15 protein-coding genes are annotated in these 17876 nt (G+C 44.2%); 8 read left to right on the forward strand and 7 right to left on the reverse strand.

Annotated features, from left to right (window positions below; genetic code table 11):
- Positions 1–136: 136 nt before the first annotated feature.
- Positions 137–2998, forward strand: coding sequence for a ligand-binding sensor domain-containing diguanylate cyclase (locus DL796_RS00070; protein ID WP_110198856.1), 2862 nt, complete (start codon positions 137–139; stop codon positions 2996–2998).
- Here the strand turns inward: DL796_RS00070 and DL796_RS00075 are convergent.
- From DL796_RS00075 to gloA, 5 genes are all read right to left on the reverse strand, one after another.
- Positions 2995–3126 (reverse strand): DUF2474 domain-containing protein, encoded by a 132-nt coding sequence (locus tag DL796_RS00075; protein WP_110198857.1) that lies wholly within the window; start codon positions 3124–3126, stop codon positions 2995–2997. The genes DL796_RS00070 and DL796_RS00075 overlap by 4 nt on opposite strands.
- On the reverse strand, positions 3126–4127 hold the full coding sequence (cydB, locus tag DL796_RS00080; RefSeq protein WP_110198858.1) for a cytochrome d ubiquinol oxidase subunit II: 1002 nt from the start codon (positions 4125–4127) through the stop codon (positions 3126–3128). The genes DL796_RS00075 and cydB overlap by 1 nt, the downstream gene beginning before the upstream one ends.
- A 2-nt stretch (positions 4128–4129) precedes the next feature.
- Positions 4130–5566 carry a cytochrome ubiquinol oxidase subunit I gene (locus DL796_RS00085; protein ID WP_196597928.1) on the reverse strand — a complete coding sequence of 479 codons (1437 nt, stop codon included), beginning with the start codon at positions 5564–5566 and terminating at the stop codon, positions 4130–4132.
- A 255-nt stretch (positions 5567–5821) separates the two neighbouring features.
- Entirely contained in the window at positions 5822–6235 is a 414-nt protein-coding gene (locus DL796_RS00090; RefSeq protein ID WP_110198860.1) for a hypothetical protein, read from the reverse strand.
- 34 nt (positions 6236–6269) lie between these two features.
- Complete coding sequence (gene gloA / locus DL796_RS00095; RefSeq protein WP_110198861.1) at positions 6270–6662, reverse strand: lactoylglutathione lyase; 393 nt, start codon at positions 6660–6662, stop codon at positions 6270–6272.
- Positions 6663–6848: 186 nt separating this feature from the next.
- Here gloA and pyrC point away from each other — a divergent pair, with 186 nt between their 5' ends.
- Positions 6849–7889 carry a dihydroorotase gene (pyrC, locus tag DL796_RS00100; protein WP_110198862.1) on the forward strand — a complete coding sequence of 347 codons (1041 nt, stop codon included), beginning with the start codon at positions 6849–6851 and terminating at the stop codon, positions 7887–7889.
- A 14-nt stretch (positions 7890–7903) separates the two neighbouring features.
- On the forward strand, positions 7904–8551 hold the full coding sequence (gene rnt, locus DL796_RS00105; protein ID WP_110198863.1) for a ribonuclease T: 648 nt from the start codon (positions 7904–7906) through the stop codon (positions 8549–8551).
- Between the two features lie 25 nt (positions 8552–8576).
- Here rnt and DL796_RS00110 read toward each other — a convergent pair whose 3' ends face one another.
- Positions 8577–8825 (reverse strand): hypothetical protein, encoded by a 249-nt coding sequence (locus DL796_RS00110; RefSeq protein WP_227592915.1) that lies wholly within the window; start codon positions 8823–8825, stop codon positions 8577–8579.
- 193 nt (positions 8826–9018) lie between these two features.
- Between DL796_RS00110 and DL796_RS00115 the strand changes: the two genes are divergently transcribed.
- Positions 9019–10038 (forward strand): isoaspartyl peptidase/L-asparaginase family protein, encoded by a 1020-nt coding sequence (locus DL796_RS00115; RefSeq protein WP_110198864.1) that lies wholly within the window; start codon positions 9019–9021, stop codon positions 10036–10038.
- Between the two features lie 13 nt (positions 10039–10051).
- Positions 10052–10522 carry a hypothetical protein gene (locus DL796_RS00120; protein ID WP_110198865.1) on the forward strand — a complete coding sequence of 157 codons (471 nt, stop codon included), beginning with the start codon at positions 10052–10054 and terminating at the stop codon, positions 10520–10522.
- 195 nt (positions 10523–10717) lie between these two features.
- On the opposite strand, the gene DL796_RS00125 is transcribed toward DL796_RS00120, so the two are convergent.
- Entirely contained in the window at positions 10718–11212 is a 495-nt protein-coding gene (locus DL796_RS00125; RefSeq protein ID WP_110198866.1) for a GNAT family N-acetyltransferase, read from the reverse strand.
- Positions 11213–11625: 413 nt separating this feature from the next.
- Here DL796_RS00125 and DL796_RS00130 point away from each other — a divergent pair, with 413 nt between their 5' ends.
- The 3 genes from DL796_RS00130 to DL796_RS00140 are packed head-to-tail and all read left to right on the forward strand — an operon-like array spanning position 11626 to position 17822.
- On the forward strand, positions 11626–13740 hold the full coding sequence (locus DL796_RS00130) for a type VI secretion system Vgr family protein (protein WP_110198868.1): 2115 nt from the start codon (positions 11626–11628) through the stop codon (positions 13738–13740).
- 3 nt (positions 13741–13743) lie between these two features.
- Complete coding sequence (locus DL796_RS00135; RefSeq protein WP_110198869.1) at positions 13744–14733, forward strand: DUF4123 domain-containing protein; 990 nt, start codon at positions 13744–13746, stop codon at positions 14731–14733.
- The gene (locus DL796_RS00140) at positions 14730–17822 is read left to right on the forward strand and encodes a T6SS effector BTH_I2691 family protein (protein ID WP_110198870.1); all 3093 of its coding nucleotides are present in this window, start codon (positions 14730–14732) and stop codon (positions 17820–17822) included. The genes DL796_RS00135 and DL796_RS00140 overlap by 4 nt, the downstream gene beginning before the upstream one ends.
- Positions 17823–17876 lie beyond the last annotated feature (54 nt).

The following is a 17876-nucleotide window of genomic DNA, read 5'->3' on the forward strand; positions in this document are numbered from 1 at the left end:
CCTAACTCACCGTTATTCACAAACTTTATCACAACTAGGGCGCTCCCCTCCCAATTTTTGTGGAACTAGTCAAAACCAAATTATTCGGTTAAGTTATTCATTACTTTATAATTATAACAGTAGCAAAGGTGGTTAGTTGAACCCAAGCAATCGCAAAAATCAGTTTTTAACTCTACAGCCTATTCCTTTGGTGGAATATTTCGGTCGTGCCGAAAACTTTCCAACCAATCAGCTACACCACATAACCATCACCAATAATATAATTTTTATATCCTCACCCAATGGATTGATTATTTTCTATGGCGAGAACTTCAGGGTTCTTGACCGCTCGTCTGGGCTTTTGACGCATGGTTTACGAAGCACTTCGCGCTCTAGTTATGGTGGCTTGGTTGCCTCCGACAAAGGTGTTAATCATATTACCCCCGAAGGAAAAGAAATTTTCACCATTGACACCACAGAGCTTGGCTTTGGCTGGTGTCAAAAAGCTGTCGAGTTTAAAAAAGAGCTTTACTTATTAGCTACCGCTAAAGGTCTACTGCACTACTCCTTCTTAGATAATGAACTAAAACTCGAACAACAATTTTTAAATGGCGAGGTTATCAACCACGTCATTAGCAATCACTCTGGTGACTGCCTAATACACAGCAATGCCTCTGGCTTGTGGTTATTTTCTAATGGCAATCTTACTCCTTACCTCACTAGCGCGACGTTAGATGAAGAAGGCATCATCAAGCTAGGTAGAAGCTTGTTAAGCTCATGGGTGCTTCTGAAAACGAAGGTTCTTTTGCTTGACGAAGACTTTAACTTAACCAATGTGATAGAGCTTCCCTCTGAACTACATTCTCCAGTTACAGCCTGTATTTTTGAAAATGCTTTTTATCTTGCAACTTCGAATCGCCTAGTGAAAATCACTCTTAAGGACAACGCTGTCAGCAACATTGAAACGGTGCTTGATAACGTCGCAATTAACGATCTAAAGCTTGATAACGATGGAAACTTGTGGCTTGCCAGTGAGCGCAAGGGGTTGATAAAGATTAGTGGATTACGAGAACACCTCAGCATACTGTCACATAATCAATCGAACTCCGTATTATCGCTTAGAGTCGATGAAGAAAATCCGGACACTTGCATTGTTGGAGGCTCCGAGCAGAGCTATCTTTTCGATATTAATACCCAATCGATAGTCGCAACAATACCTGAACTAAAGTCTCACCCAGCATGGGATATACAAAAGCATAAAGGCGACTTATGGTGCGCCACGCAACACGGGCTCATGAGAATTTCCGCCAATAGCTTCCAAACATTACACTATAAAACAACGGGCCCCTGTCGTTGTCTTCAGTTTAGCAATGATAACACCTTATTAGGCTCTATATCAGGCCTTTATTGGTTTGATAGTGACGCTGAAACTATCAAACCAATCCTTGACCAAAAACAGCGGCCACTCGGATACGTTTATACCATCTATAAAGTTACATCGAATCACTACTTAATAGGCACTCTCGGCAGAGGCTTATGGTCACTAGAAACTACGAGCGCCAAATCTCCATCTTTTAAGTTGAATCAAATCTCTCTCAGCGAGAGAGTCGCTAATGTTTATGGCATTGATATTAATAAACAAGGTCAGATCGCCATCACGGCTGATAGCTTTGTCTTTGTGGTGGATAGCAGTCATCAACCCATTGCTACGATTGAAGGTGAAAACTCTGTCGCCGGCTGGGCTTGTGTCTGGTATAGCGATAAGGAGTTAATTATTGGTGCTTCAGATGGCTTGAAAATTTATAATATTGATAAGCAAGAGCTCTCTTTTCGCTTAGATAACTTCCCAAGCGAAACATACTGGGAGTTCACCACTAGCCGCAGTTTACTCAAAGTATCCTCAGACAAGTTACTTTGTGGGCTTAATGATTTTATCGCATCGGTAGACTATTCAGACTTAAAAGCCCGCGTAGTAGCGCCAATCCCAAACGTATTCACTATATCTAGTTCGACCTCATATAAGCACGATAACAATATATTGGAATTAAAGACTGGGCGTTGGGAGTTGCGGATTTGGTTAGCAAGCTTTTGGTATTGGGCTAAGGACTCTTGTCATTATCAGTACCGTTTATTAGGTTTAACCGAAGACTTCTTGCCCGTTAGTGGCAATTTAATTCACTTTAACTCCTTACCGCCCGGCAATTACATCTTGGAAGTTAAAGTTAGCAACAACTTTGATAATAATAATAGAGTTTACCAATTACTATTAATCAATGTTTCTAGCCAAGGGATCTTCTCAACTATTTACAATAAGCTTTACAGCTTATGGGTTAACAAATACCGAAATAACTTCCGCTCAAGAGAGTTTATTAAATTACATAGCCGTTATTTAGAGCTCGAAGCCGAAGTCGAAGAGCGCACCGACAAGATTCACCAACGTGGAAAAGAGCTCGAAGAAAAGAACAAACAGTTGAAGAAGCTTTCTGGGCTAGATGCACTAACCCAGATAGCGAATAGAAGCCGTTTCGATGAAGTTTTTGAAAAAGAAGTTTATCGCGCCCTTAGAAATCAAGACAATGTAGCCTTGATAATGCTCGATATAGATCATTTTAAAGCTTATAACGATACCTACGGTCACCTCGAAGGCGATTACTGTATTAAAAAAGTAGCTAACTGCATTAAAGAAAGTTTTGCTCGTAAAACGGATTTAGTTGCACGCTACGGTGGAGAAGAGTTTGCAGTATTGGCGCCTGGCTGTAACCAAAAAGAAATCATGATGGCTGCTGAAAGAGTTAATCAAGCCATTGTGGACTTGCAGCTACCGCACAAAAGCTCTGAAACAAGCAATGTTGTCACCGTTAGTGTGGGCGCAACCAGTGTTTTTATCGATGAAAGTTACTTATCTTTGAATATCGAGGATATTATCAAGGCTATAATAAAAAACGCCGACGAAGCTCTGTACCATTCCAAAAACAAGGGTCGAAATCAAGCGTCTTATCAAGCAGCTGACTTAAACTAACCTAAGACTGATTTGACGATCAACCCAATTATGCTGATCGTCAAAACTCCTGCTAACCATAAGCCGACAAACCACAAAGCCTTTTGCCAACCGGGCTTGTCGTCTGCTTTAGATGATTTTTTGTCCATTAATGATACGCCTCACCTTCTTTTACCTTGCCTCTAAACACCCAGTAGGCATAGGTGGTGTAAGCCAGAATAATCGGCAACAAGAATGCGGCGCCGACTAATAAAAACTTTAAGCTAGAGTCTGGAGCTGCGGCTTGCCACAAGCTAATCGACGGTGGAACTAGATTTGGGAAAAAGCTAACCGCTAACCCGATATAGCTGAGCAAGAATAGCGAAATGGATAATAAGAAAGGGCTAACCTCACGCTTTTTCTTTAACGTCAAGAATAAGCTCACACCCACAATAAGCACCAGAATTGGAATGACTGACAAATAATAAATATTCGGCGTATCAAACCAACGGTGTAAGTATTGCTGCTCGATGAAAACCATCCATAGGCTGATCAGTCCGATAAATCCGAAGGTGGCTACTCCTGCAATTTTAGCGATGCTCAATGATTGCTTTTGCAGGCTGCCAGTGGTTTTCATGTTGAGCCATGTGGCGCCTAATAAAACATAACCCACCGCAAGCGCGATCCCTGTAGTAAGACTGAAAGGCGTTAACCAGTCCCACCAGCCACCGGCATAGTCTCGGCCATCGACCGCGATACCTTGTACCAAGGCGCCTAGCGCAATGCCTTGACATAGGGCGGCGACTAACGAACCGATAGCAAAGCCTTTATCCCAAAGGTGTTGTGACTTCGTAGCACGCCAATGGAACTCAAAAGCGACGCCACGAAAGATAAGCCCTAATAGCATCAGAATTATAGGCATATAGAGCGCCGGCAAAATAATGGAGTAAGCTAATGGAAAGACAGCAAACAGCCCACCACCACCAAGTACGAGCCAGGTTTCATTACCGTCCCAAATAGGCGCGATAGTATTCATTGCGGTTTCGCGATCTTCTTTCTCTTTGATAAAGGGTGACATAATGCCAATCCCCAAATCGAAACCATCGAGGATAATGTAAGCAAGTACAGCGAAAGCAATCAAGCCAGCCCAAATCAATGCATAATCAACCATGATTACTCTCCCCCTTCTTTATTTAACGCTTCTTTATTCGACTCGTGTGGCAAACGGTTTGAAAGCGTTACCGAAGACTTCACCTTACTTTCTTCATCCGCTAACTTGCCTCGCTCGCCTGGGCGCACCTTCATTAAACGCAAGGTATAGACGATACCCGTACCAAACACCAGGAAGTAAACAATGATAAATAGCACCAATGAAGTCGCCACTGCCGGCGCATCAAGTGGTGAATGTGAATCGTAGGTTCGAAGCAAGCCATACACCGTGTAAGGCTGGCGCCCCACTTCGGTCACAATCCAGCCCGCGATAGTGGCGACGATTCCCGAAGGGGCAAACCAAACAGCGATTTTGTGGATAAAGCGATTATCGTAAAGCCTTCCGCGCCAACGCAAAAAGAGGCTGAATAAACCAATAGCAATCATGCCCATTCCAATCGCAACCATCACGCGGAAACTATAAAACACCCACTTAGTATTTGGCCTATCTTCCTTAGCAAACTGATCTAAGCCAACCAATTCGCCATCGAAGTCATGAGTCAAAATATAACTCGCCATTTTAGGAATCCCAATCGCATAATCAACGCGCTCTTCCTCATCGTTGGGTACGCCAAACAGTAACAACGGCGCCCCTTTTTGAGTTTGGTAATTACCTTCCATAGCAGCCACTTTTGCCGGCTGATGCTCTAATGTATTTAAACCATGGAAGTCACCAATAATAAGCTGAATTGGCGCCACGATAGCTGCCATCCACATGGCCATCGAGAACATCAAGCGCGCAGTTTCGTTTTTAGTCTTTTCTTTGCGCTCTTTCAATAAATGCCACGCTGAAACACCACCAACAAGGAAAGCGGTACTAAGGAAAGCCGCAGTTACCATGTGAGCAAGGCGGTACGGGAATGATGGATTAAAGATGACTTCAAACCAGTCATCAGCCACAAACTGTCCAACCTCGTTATAGCTATAACCTGTAGGCGTTTGCATCCAGCTGTTCGCGCTTAATATCCAAAAGGCCGACATCAAAGTGCCGAGAGCCACCATTAAGGTTGCGAAAAAGTGGAGTTTTTTTCCGACTTTATTCATGCCGAACAGCATTACGCCTAAAAAGCCAGCTTCGAGGAAGAATGCAGAGAGGACTTCATAGCCCATTAAAGGACCTAAAATGGGACCGGTTTTATCTGAAAACACACTCCAGTTAGTGCCTATCTGGTAACTCATCACCACGCCCGAAACGACGCCCATTCCGAATATGATGGAAAATATTTTCAACCAATATTTAAAGGCACTCAGATAGATTTTTTTATTCGTTTTAAGCCAGAGACCTTCTAATACTGCAAGGTAGGCAGCGAGGCCAATGGACAGGCCGGGAAAGACAATATGAAATGCAATAGTGAATGCAAACTGTATCCTTGCCAGTAGCACAGGATCGAGAAATTCCATCAACCATCTCCTTTAAAATCAGTCACTCTACGTCAAGCTAAACCATATTTGGTTTAATAGAAGTAGTAAATTGAGCTCATATCAAGCCCACCCAAAGGTGTTACTTAATACTACTCCGACCAAGTGTTTTATCAAGAGGGATTTGCAGGATATTTAGTATGGAAAGGGCAGAAATGGATAAGTTATTTTTATCAAAAAGACGAGGTTACTGGGTAATTGGTAACCTCGGCCTAGTGTTTAAATACGCTTAAAGAATCATTGCAGTTTTAAAAGCCACTGCTTAAAGCCATCGCTATTTAAGTAGCCACGAAGTCCTATTAAATAGATCACAACAAATAGTGAGCCGAAAAAGATTAGTGCGCCCCACAGTGAGAAGAAATCTTTTGTCAGTACCATCGTTGTTAAAGCTTGCAGCAATGCCACCACATAAATCAGGGCTCTTAACATGCCCCAAGCTTTACGCATTCTGCTGAGTAATACGACTTGAGCGAAGGCCAAAGTGCCAAACAAAGACCAGGTAGCAAAGGCGATTAGTACTTCTGCCCCAGTTTCTGTGTACATATTAAAAAGTGCCCAGCCAGACACCAACATTATGAGTAAGTTAATAATTAATACGTTTTTCACACCTGTCGGCATAGATACCTTTATATTTTCAATCTCAGAACTCATAGTTTTATTCTCAAATAATGCTAACTTCTATGCATTAAGCATTATGTTTATCTTCCAGTAATTCAATCTTGTAACCATCTGGATCTTCGACAAAAGCCAATACCGTCGTGCCATGCTTCATCGGGCCAGGCTCACGAACGATAGTGCCGCCAGCCTCACGAATCTTTTCACAAGCAGCATAAACGTCATCCACCGCAATTGCTATATGACCGAACCCTTCGCCTTTCTCGTAGCTGTCGGTATCCCAGTTATGAGTCAACTCTAGCACAGTGTTGTCTTTTTCCTCACCGTAACCCAAGAAAGCTAGCGTAAAACGACCAGACTCATAGTCATGCTGACGCAATAGCTTCATGCCCATGATGTCGCGGTAAAACTTAATTGACTCGTCTAAGTTGCCAACTCGTAGCATGGTATGTAGTAATCTCATGATGTCTCCAGAAATGTTCTCTTACTAAACAGGGTTTAGTTACTGTATGGACTTGCGTATAATGTCGCGCCATTAAACTAAATTAATAGTTTTAGGTAAACCCGTATTATCGGGCCATCTAACAAACACCTCAAATACATTGTGTTTTCGAGGTTTTACTGCTTAAAAGCATCGGCAGAGATATTTATGCAAACATTGACCATAACTCGTCCAGACGACTGGCACATCCACCTTCGTTCTGGCGCAGCCCTGCAGCACACGGTAAAAGACGCTGCTAAGCAATTCGCCCGCGCTATCGTTATGCCAAACTTGGTTCCACCGGTGACTAACGTGGAGCAAGCGGACGAATACCGCCAGGCCATTATGCGCCACACCACTGAGAGCATGGACTTTGAGCCATTAATGACCTTGTATTTAACCGACAATACAAGTCCAGAAGACATTATAGTCGCAGTCGACAGTGGCTTTGTTAAAGCATGCAAGCTCTACCCAGCAGGCGCTACCACGAATTCAGACTCTGGCTTAACCGATATTGAAAACGCTTACCCAGTCTTCGAAAAAATGGCTGAGCTTGGTATGCCACTATTGGTGCATGGCGAAGTTACCGACGCCGAGATTGATATTTTCGACCGCGAAAAAGTGTTTATCGAGACAAAACTCGCCCCCGTGGTCAAGCAATTTCCAAATCTTAAAGTCGTTTTAGAGCACATCACGACTCGAGACGCCGTCGAATTCGTTAACGAGCAAGGCCCAAACGTCGCGGCCACCATCACTGCTCACCATTTATTGCGCAATCGTAATGACATGTTAGTTGGCGGTATCCGCCCACACCTATACTGTCTGCCGATTTTAAAGCGCCAAGAACACCAAGCCGCGCTTCTAGTGGCAGCGACCTCTGGTTCACCTAAATTCTTTTTAGGAACTGATAGCGCGCCACACGCCAAGAGTAAAAAAGAAGCCGCTTGTGGCTGTGCCGGTGTTTATACCGCTAATGCCGCCATTGAGCTTTACGCTGAAGCATTTGAAATGATGGACAAACTTGATCGACTCGAAGGCTTTGCAAGTTTTCATGGCCCAGATTTCTACGGTTTACCGCGCAACGAACAAAAAATCACCCTAGTTAAAGAAGAATGGCAAATGCCGAAACACTTAACCCTGGGCAATGATAAGCTGGTTCCGTTTTGCGCCGAAGATATGATTCAGTGGAAGCTAAAAGCTGACCAATAAGCTAAGGAATATTCATGCTCAATTTGCCCCTTAACGCTCGATTCCGTGGCTTTTACCCTGTTGTGGTCGACGTCGAAACAGGCGGTTTTAACGCCCAAACTGACGCCTTACTCGAAATAGCAGCCGTCACGACTCGTTACAACGACGAAGGCTTACTCGAAGTCTATAAAAGCTATCACTATAACGTCGAGCCGTTTGAAGGGGCGAACATCGAGCAACGAGCCTTGGAGTTTACCGGTATCGATCCCGAAAACCCGCTACGCAACGCAGTTGATGAAGGCGAAGCGCTAAAGTCTATTTTTAAAGAATTACGCAATGAACAAAAGGAAGCCGAATGCAACCGCTGTGTCTTAGTTGGCCATAACGCTTGGTTTGATCAAAGCTTTCTTAACGCCGCCGTCGAACGCGCCAATATTAAGCGCAACCCATTCCACCCTTTCACCAGTTTCGACACGGCATCACTTTCAGCCTTAATGTTGGGACACACAGTCCTTGCCCAAGCCTGTAAGCGCGCTGAGATTACTTTCAGCCAGAAAGAAGCTCACTCAGCACTATATGACGCCACTAAGACCGCAGAATTATTTTGCCATCTAGTTAACCGCGCCAACCTCGCGCAAGCGGATGAAAACTTCGTCGCAGAGCTTGAGGTCAAAGACGATTAAAAATGTCGTGTGTAGAGGTCCTGTGTTAGCGCTGGTATAAACAGCGCCCACACAACTCCTCACACGTTACCTCCAAGATCAAAGTCTTTACCAACTTTTTGAGCTGAGTTTGGCTACTAGTCTGCAACTCTTGATAGCTAATCAAGCCAGAATTGAACAATTCCTGTAAGCGACGGCCTTGCCAGCGTCGAACGACCTGCCCACTGCCCTGCTCGACCAACTCTAAATACGGCTGCCTTTTATCGAGCCAAGCATTAATGAGATAATTAATCATCTTACCTTTCCTTCAATCTATTATTGTTCGTATTGTATGAATTACACCCTTAAATGAGAATAGTTCTCATGCGCATTAAAATCAAGAGTAATATCCTACAAATTTGTCAGTCGTCACAGATCAGAGTTAACAAGCCGCCTGCCATGTGATAGAACGTTAAAACTTCAATAATAAAATGGTTTAAAAAAACGCAATGATGACCAAATTCCTTAAAGCTTTAGCATTAACGACTTTATTGACCGTCAGTTTCAGCAGCTTAGCCATGACTAAGACAGAGCGCCCATACGGGCTGGTAATTCATGGTGGCGCAGGAACCATCCTGAAAAAGAACATGACGCCAGAAACTGAAAAAGCCTACCGTGAAAAGCTCGATGAAGCCCTAGAAGCAGGCTACTCGGTATTAGAAAAAGGTGGCACCAGCGTCGAAGCAGTCAAAGCCGCAATCGTCATCATGGAAGACTCTCCTCTTTTTAACGCAGGTAAAGGTGCGGTTTTTACGCATGAAGGCCTCAATGAACTCGACGCATCCATTATGTATAGCGATGACTTATCCGCAGGAGCGGTTGCGGGCGTGAGCCACATCAAAAACCCTATACTGCTCGCCGATAAAGTCAGAACCGACTCGGTCCATGTCATGATGGCACGCGAAGGTGCTGAAGCATTTGCCAAAGAGCAAGGCTTTGAGCTAGTCGATACGAAATACTTCTTCACGCAACGCCGCTGGGATCAACTACAAAAAGTCCTAAAACACACTCCTGAAAAACCTGAGCTCTCTGAAGACGAAGCTAAAAACTCCAAGTTCGGCACAGTCGGCGCGGTCGCTTTGGACAAAAACGGTAATATTGCCGCCGCAACCTCAACAGGAGGCATGACCAATAAACGCTACGGCAGAGTCGGCGACACCCCGATAATTGGCGCAGGAACCTACGCCGACAAAAACTGTGGCGTCTCAGCCACTGGCCACGGTGAATACTTCATTCGTGCAGCTGTAACTCACGACATTTGTGCTCGCGTAAAATACAAGCGCCAAGGGATTCAGCAGTCCGCAGACGAAGTGATTCATCAAAAACTTGTCGAAATGGGCGGTGACGGCGGCGTTATTGGTTTAGACGCAGGCGCCAATATTATGGCCAGTTTTAACACCGAAGGCATGTACCACGGCTGGAAAACCAGCAACGGACAATCGGCAGTAAAAATATACAAAGGTGAATAACGGGTAATTAACTATGACAACAGTAAAGCACCTTTTAAAAGTATCTCTAGTAGCGGTAGCGCTTAGCGCGCTATTCGCCTGCTCCGATGATACAGCTCCTAAAAAGACAAACCAGACACAGCCTCAAGAAACGAAAACCCAGCAACAAACCGAAGATTCACAAGAGATCTTTAATAGCCCGACAGACGCCCAACAGCCTGAAACTCAAGATTCGCCAGAAATAAAGAAAGGGCTTTACGTGTATTATCAAGACAAAGCCACCTTCACCGACTGTAGCAACAACCTAAGCTACCCCGTCGCTAAAGAGGGCAACTTCTACGAACTTGAAGCGACCTATATCGCCCTAAAAGATCAGCCTCAGCAGAAACTCTTGTTTGAAGTAAAAGGCGACTACGCCATGCGTCCTCCGGAGCAAGGCGACGACGTTGATATGTTAATCCCAACAGAACTATTAGGCGTTGTGCACAAAGAAAACTGCCCTTAAATGTGGAGACACCTCAACTCAGTGAAGAGTTGGGGTGCACTTGCGATCTCCAATAATGATAAATTATGCAGAACATCGTACTGCACAACCCGCCTACCCTTCTTTGTGCTTGTAATACATTACCTTTCAAGGTTTCAGATGAAGCTCTAAATTCCTTTCAATATTAACAAGCTAAATTGCGCACCTACACATCCCTTATATATTCTCAACAATAAACTCATGAAACCCTTCTGTCTCGGGTGGCTCGAGCTTTTTACACTGCTTTATATTTAAGCGACGAAACAACCCTTCCCAAAAACTTAACGCTTGTGAGTCTTTCTCATAAACAGCCACATGCCACTCTCCTTGCTGAGCTAACATAAGTTTTTCAATTACCTCTTGAGCTACACCACAGTTTCTATACTTAGGTAATATAAAGACATCGGATAACTCAGGCATTTCCTTCCCCTCTATCTCCGTTGGCTCAACAGTTGCAAAACCAGCAATAGCATCATTGGACAAAACCATGTAAGCAGCGCATGAGTCATGGCCGCTAAGCACTTCTTCAAGGTAATCCTCATCAATGTCAAAACGCCCGTTCTCATTCACATCGTCAAAATCAAACGAACTTTGATGATACTGATAGAATTGCCAAAGCATACTAAATGCGGTTAGATCGTGCTTATTTGCTTTACACACAGAGATATTCAAACCTTTTCCTGACTTTTTATTTATTAAGTTTATTAAGATACTTTAAATAACATAAATTGAAGTTTCCTTACGCCCCAAGTATAGATAGCCTCAAAGTATGGAAGCACAAGACTAACAAGGATAAAAACCAAAATAGGCACAGCAATGTGAAACACCTTGCCAGATATTACAGCTATTTTGTCCTTGATAACTAACTTATAGTCAGCCTTTGTATATTTGATAGTCAACTCGATAATGATAGCCTTCCTTAAGTAACTAACATTGCAGCTCTTCCATTGTGACCTTGATCACAAAACATAAAAACATCTGATATTTTTTGCAGATTATTCTAAACATCTATTAGAATAGCGCATATCAAGATCTATAGCATTTAAAATACAAATAAAAAAAGCTAAGCACGGAAGGAACGCGCGATGGGAATATTTGAGACATACACACAAGGAAACCGTTTACTGCAAATCGACAGCCCGTTGGGTGGCAATACGCTGTTGCTGACCAAGATTGAGGGCAGCGATTCGTTATCGAGTCCGTTTGAGTTTACCCTCACCTGTCTGTCTGAAGAGCCGAGTTTGCCAGCCCAAGAGTTGGTGGGTCAGGCGCTTGATTTTGGCTTTGAGCTGAACAATGGCGCGACGCGCTATTTCAACGGTTATGTCAGTCGTCTCGTCAGCCTCGGAACCGCCTCAGAGTTTCTTTATCGCTATCAGCTCACCATCGTGCCAAAGCTGTGGTTCTTAAGTCGTAAAGTCAATTTACGCATCTTTCAGCACCAAACCTTGCCACAAATCGTTGAGCAGTTATTGGGTGAGCACGAGGTGGTGTTCGAAAACCGCCTCACAGCTACCTACAACCGCCACGATTATTGCGTGCAATACCGCGAAAGCGACCTCGCTTTCATCAGTCGCTTGCTGGAAGAAAGCGGTATCTTCTATTACTTCGAGCACAACCAAGGTGAGCACAAGCTTATCTTAGCCGACAATAAATCGAGTTATCCTGCCTGCGCCCAGCCATTGGTGGCACAAAGCTACGGCAGTTTGGATGACGAGCATATTCACGACTGGCAGAAGGAAGTGGTCTTCCCGCACGGCCAGTACAGCGCACGCAGCTACAACTTCGAAAGCCCTAACGATGACCTTGGCACCAACAGTCAGGCGCAAAGTGGCTTCCCCAACATTGAGCCCTATGAAATCTACGACTACCCGGGCGAGTATTACGATTCCGGTACCGGTGAGCCTGAAGCACAGGTCAGAATGCAGGAGACCGAGCAGTATCATGAAGTAGTCAAGGCCAGCAGTAGTTGTCGCGGCTTATCCGTCGGTGGCACTTTCACCGTCAGTATCCATGACGACCGCGCCGAGATGGGGCAAAGCTACCTCATCACCGCGATGAACTATACGGCTGAGGACGACACTTATCTCAACAACGATGACCCTAAACAGGAAATCAGCAACCGCTTCACCTGCATCCCTAAAGCGGTACAGTTCCGCCCCACACGTCGCCATCAAAAGCCGAGCGTCAAAGGGGTGCAAAGCGCCATCGTGACGGGCCCTAAAGGCGAAGAGATTTACACCGACGAGTACGGACGAGTCAAAGTCCAGTTCCACTGGGACCGCGAAGGTCAGCATGATGAAAATAGCTCCTGCTGGGTACGCGTCTCACAGCAATGGGCAGGTGCCGGTTTTGGTGGCATCAATATCCCGCGTATTGGCCACGAAGTGCTTATCGAGTTTGAGGACGGAGACCCCGACCGTCCCATCATCACGGGGCGCGTCTACAACGGCAATAACCCCGTGCCCTATAACCTGCCGAGCAACAAAACCCAAAGCGGTTGGATGTCGCGCTCGACGCCCGAAGGCAGTGTCGACAACTGCAACCAAATCCGCTTTGAAGACCGCAAAGGGGCCGAGCAGTTATTGATTCATGCGGAGAAGAATCAGGACATCGAAGTTGAAAATGACGAAAGCCACTGGGTGGGTAACAACCGTAGCAAAGTCATCGACAATGACGAAACCAGCCACATCAAGCATGACCGCAAGAAAACGGTCAGCAACGATGAAACGGTTGAGATAGGCAACGACCGTAAGACCAAAATTGGCAACGACGTCGAACTCAAGGTCGGTCGCAACTCACAGGTGGAAATCACCAAAGACCTGCTCGAAAACGTCAACAACCACCGCAAGGAATACACCTATGCTAACCACTGGGAAGAAGTCGGTGGGCATTATGAACACAAAGTTAAAGGCAAGTATGACCTTGAAGTAGTCGAGAAAATCACTACTAAAACTGGCGTACATAAAATCGAAGTCAAAGACAAAATCACCATCGCCGTCAACGGTGGCCATATTATCTTAGACGATAAAGGCATCACCATCGAAGGCAAAAACGTCGACTTAAAAGGCGCTAAAATCGACTTCTCTAAAGCTAATCCATCGAATAGTCTGAATCTTTCTGGTGACTTTAACGAAGGACATCCTTTCACCGAAGAGTGTATGGGCGGTAACTGCCCTATTTGTGCCAAAAAAGGGTAAACCATGAGTTACTTAGAAATAGAGCTCTTGGAGAGCCAAGACATCAGCGATGTGCTGGATGAAAAATCTAAGACTTACTTGCTGTTAGACGCACTAGCTGTTGAGCGTTGGGCATTTGTACCCTTATCGCCAGACAGCTTGGAGATCCCTGAAAATAAAGAGTTCAGCGATATCTTAAAAGAGCAGGACTCTTTTATAAAGCTCAACTGGTTATGGGAGGATACTGAATGGAACTCTCACTATCGACATGGTCCTTGTTTAGTTGAACTAGACGCGAACTCTCCTTTAATCGAGTATTACAAAAACACCTTAGCTCAACACGAATTTGGGATCTTAATCCAAAGCCAGCATTCAACAGACAACTTAATAAAACACCTGCAAAGTATACTTAGAGTTTCTATCGAGGGGCGTGGTGTCGTCTACTTTCAGTTACATACACCGAAAAGCCTAGCCAGTTTATTTGATGCTTTTGAGGCTGAGAAAATGCAACAGCTTCTTGGCCCAATCGAATGCTTAGTATGGCGCCAAAACACCGGCAAAGCCCATCAATGGTTTAGCTACCACCAAACATCGGATGATATCAAACCAGCTCAAGAGCTTGGATGGTTTAAAATTACGTCAGATGAAATGCAAAGCATCGACCACGACGCCCTGCTTCACTTTAGAAAAAGTCTTATCAACGATGCCCTATATTATCGAGAGCAAGGTTATTTTGAACGTCAACCAACGATGCACTTACAAAAACAATCCGACAAAGACATTCGTGAAACCGTTTATCGGTTGCTAGACGAGGCAGAGCGCTACCAAGTAACTGATATCAAACTAAAGCAACGCTGGGTTGAGTTACATCTTTATTATCAAGACTTTGTACAAAAACCTGATATTCAAGAGTTATTACAAGATGTAGAGCAACATCAAAATAAACGCATAAAAAGAGTCAACTACTTAATTACAGAAGCATTGGAAAAAGACACCGCAGGAGAAGCACCATGACCACAGGAACGGATACAACTAAAGCCCAACAAGAAGGCAGCAGCGTCGCCGATGCACAATGCGCAGGCACCATCCCAATCATCCCAGTCCGCTACGCCATTGTGCCTCGGAAAGATGACTCCCAACCAGATTACCTCTACGCCGATAAAGACTGTGGTGCGCATTTAGAGCAAGGGTTTGAAAAGCTTAGCAGATCGATTTATACCGTGCGAGCACTTCGTCCGGGCTATATTTACCTTTACGATGAGACCAAAGGAACTTTATTTATCTGGGAAGCAGACGGTAAAGGTAACTACACCGAAATGCGTTATACATCGCTTGAGAATTACCAAAAGCCAGACAACCTATCAGCAGGAAGAACCCTTAAAAACGTGTGGGCTTTCGAAGATAGCGACACAGTACATATAGGTTTTACCACGAACCTATTAACTCAGAAAATGGTTCTAAAAGTCGAGCAAGATTCTGCCTTTAGAAGTAAGTTTATGCACCCGGTAAAAGTCAAAGAACTTAATGATTGGAGTGAGCAACCCACGACTCAAAAGCATATGTTCGGTCTTGCTGATGCTCCGAATATTATTGAGGAATATAAAGGGAAAGTCACAGACTTTGGCTGGAGCAACTATGAAGAACAAGAGCAAACATCAATATCACAATACGAAAACCTAGCGCTAGACTACCATGTGAAGTCTCGCTCTAAAGTTCCGGCGTTTATAACCCTATATGACAATGAGGCCATGACACAGGATGTTGGCAATATCGCAGCACAGCATATTCATGAAATAGCGGATGCACTACAACGTGTTAAAACTGGCGAAGGTGGCGAACTACCGGATACAGCCTTACTAGACACCTCAGATATTTCAGCGGCGTCGGCTAATTTATACCGTAAGAAAATGGTTTATGAGAGCTTGAAGCAGACTTTAATGGGAGGCTATCAAAAAGATAAAGTAGAAGATATCCCTAAATTATCTAAGCTAGCAAAAGAAACATTACAGTACTACAAGGGTGGAAGTCGTAACAGCCCTAGAAAAGTTACAGATAGCGAGGCCGAGCTCTATACACTTTCAAATAAGAATTATAATGAACAAGCTGAAGAAATCCTGGAGCATCTTGATGAAAAGAAAATGGACAAGTTCCACTCCGATTGGAACGACCTAGAAGAAAAAATAGCCTTGCTTAAGCCAAAAGCACGAAATGCTTTAGCTGATCATGCAATCTGGTTGAAAACTTCAGAAGCAGGCAATGAATCGAAGGCTACCGCACTTGGGGCGCCCCTCTCTACTTACGATAAAACCAACGTACACAGTGCCCTCTGGTTTGAGATGACCACAGCCCTATGTATCGACGGCATGGGTGCGGTGATTCCTAACGACCTAGAGTATAAAGATGAAAGAGATAAACTACTAGATAAATGGATTAAGGATCAAAACAGTTTAATTTATCAATCCATCGCGCCTTTTGATCCCTTTAAAGAAGAATTTTGGGTGTTTAAAGACAAGCTCGATAGCGCAGGCGATATTTTGGGCGGCGCCACCGCAGGTCTAGAAAGCTTGCACAAGATGTTTCCCTATACCCGAGCTACAGAAATCACTACCAAAGCCATCGTATCCTACGGCATGAGAAAACTCGATACGTCAGTCAAATGGAGCGAAAACTTTTTCGACACGCTTGGAAAACAACTTAATGCCAACAAAACACAAGTTGCCATGCAAATGCTCGCAGCCAGATACAATCTGAGCAAAAGCAGTGTGTTGAACCACGCTATAACAAAGAAAACAAACCTTTGGATTAATCAAGCACTACGCCAAGCCCCTACTGCAAATTCGAATATCAAAACAAAGCTAGTCAATACAAATGGTGTGTTCAACTTGAAACAGGTAAACACTACGACTCAAGTGGCTCCTAAGATGTCAGCCAACCTATTAAGGGAAATTGGCAAACTACCTTTGGGTGCAATCGTTTCATACTTTCACTACATTAATCTTTCTGGTGCCATGAGCTCGTTCAGCGAGAACAAAAGTGGGTTAAACGCTGCCAACATGCTTTCCGCCATGATGGGCGCCGCCGGTGCTTTTGGTGAAACGGCTCTAGGTCTAAGGGCTATCGCCACTAAAACTATGCCAACTAATCATATTGTTGCCCGCTCAACACAGCATATCGTCTTTAAAGCCCTTGCCAGTAAAGCCTTTATACGAATAACGGGGTACGGTGGAGCACTGGTAGAGGCTGGCATACACGTATGGGATGGGATGACGTTAAAAAGTAACGGTGATAAGGATGCCGCTAACTGGTCTTATGCGGCTGGAGCAACTCTAGGTGTAGGTGGCTTCATTATGACAGCCGGTACTATTACCGGAATTAAGGCAGCTGCGGCTGGAGCATCTTTAGTGCCAGGAGTTGGTTGGATTGTAGCGGGGATTTTGCTGATTGGAATCGGAATTTTGTGTGTTATACAGAAAGTCAAAAGCACTAATACGCCATTTCAAATTTGGCTAAATCGAAGCTGCCTTGGGGTTAACAATACTAAGGTCGGCCTACCTTATTTATCCGTTGCTCAAGAAACTCAGGGCTATGCCGTAGTCTGTTACTCAGCCCGTAAACTGGAAGAGCTACCCAGCAACTTACAAGATGCTGAACATGGGTTAGACTGGAAATATAACTCTATAGCTCCTACAGTAAGTGTTAGCACTATGCTGACCTATCAGCTATTTCATGAGTGCCCACCAGATAAAGGTATTGCCGACTATGCAGAAACCGACTGGAACGATAATATGTTCAGCGATGATGTGGTCAGCTTTTTAATCTTTTTACCAGGATATGACATCAATAACAGCCAACATAGAATAAAAATGTTTGCCTACGACGAATGGTCTGTAGATGGCGATGACTATAAAGAAGCAACACCGCTGAATGTTAATACGTCAGTCAATATTATCAGTCATCAATACACAGAGTCAGGCTTGTTAATTCATCTTGATAAAAAAATGAAAGATTGGTCCGCCGACTCGGTACGTTTAGAGATTGATTACTGGCCTAATAAAGCCAGCCTGAACACAAAAGTCACCAGCAACCTATTTTTGGACGGTTAAGGTGATATGAAAACAAGCATTAACAATATTAGAAATTAGACCGAGAAAAGTGAG

It is taken from the genome of Kangiella spongicola (assembly GCF_003194565.2).
Lineage (GTDB): Bacteria > Pseudomonadota > Gammaproteobacteria > Enterobacterales > Kangiellaceae > Kangiella > Kangiella spongicola.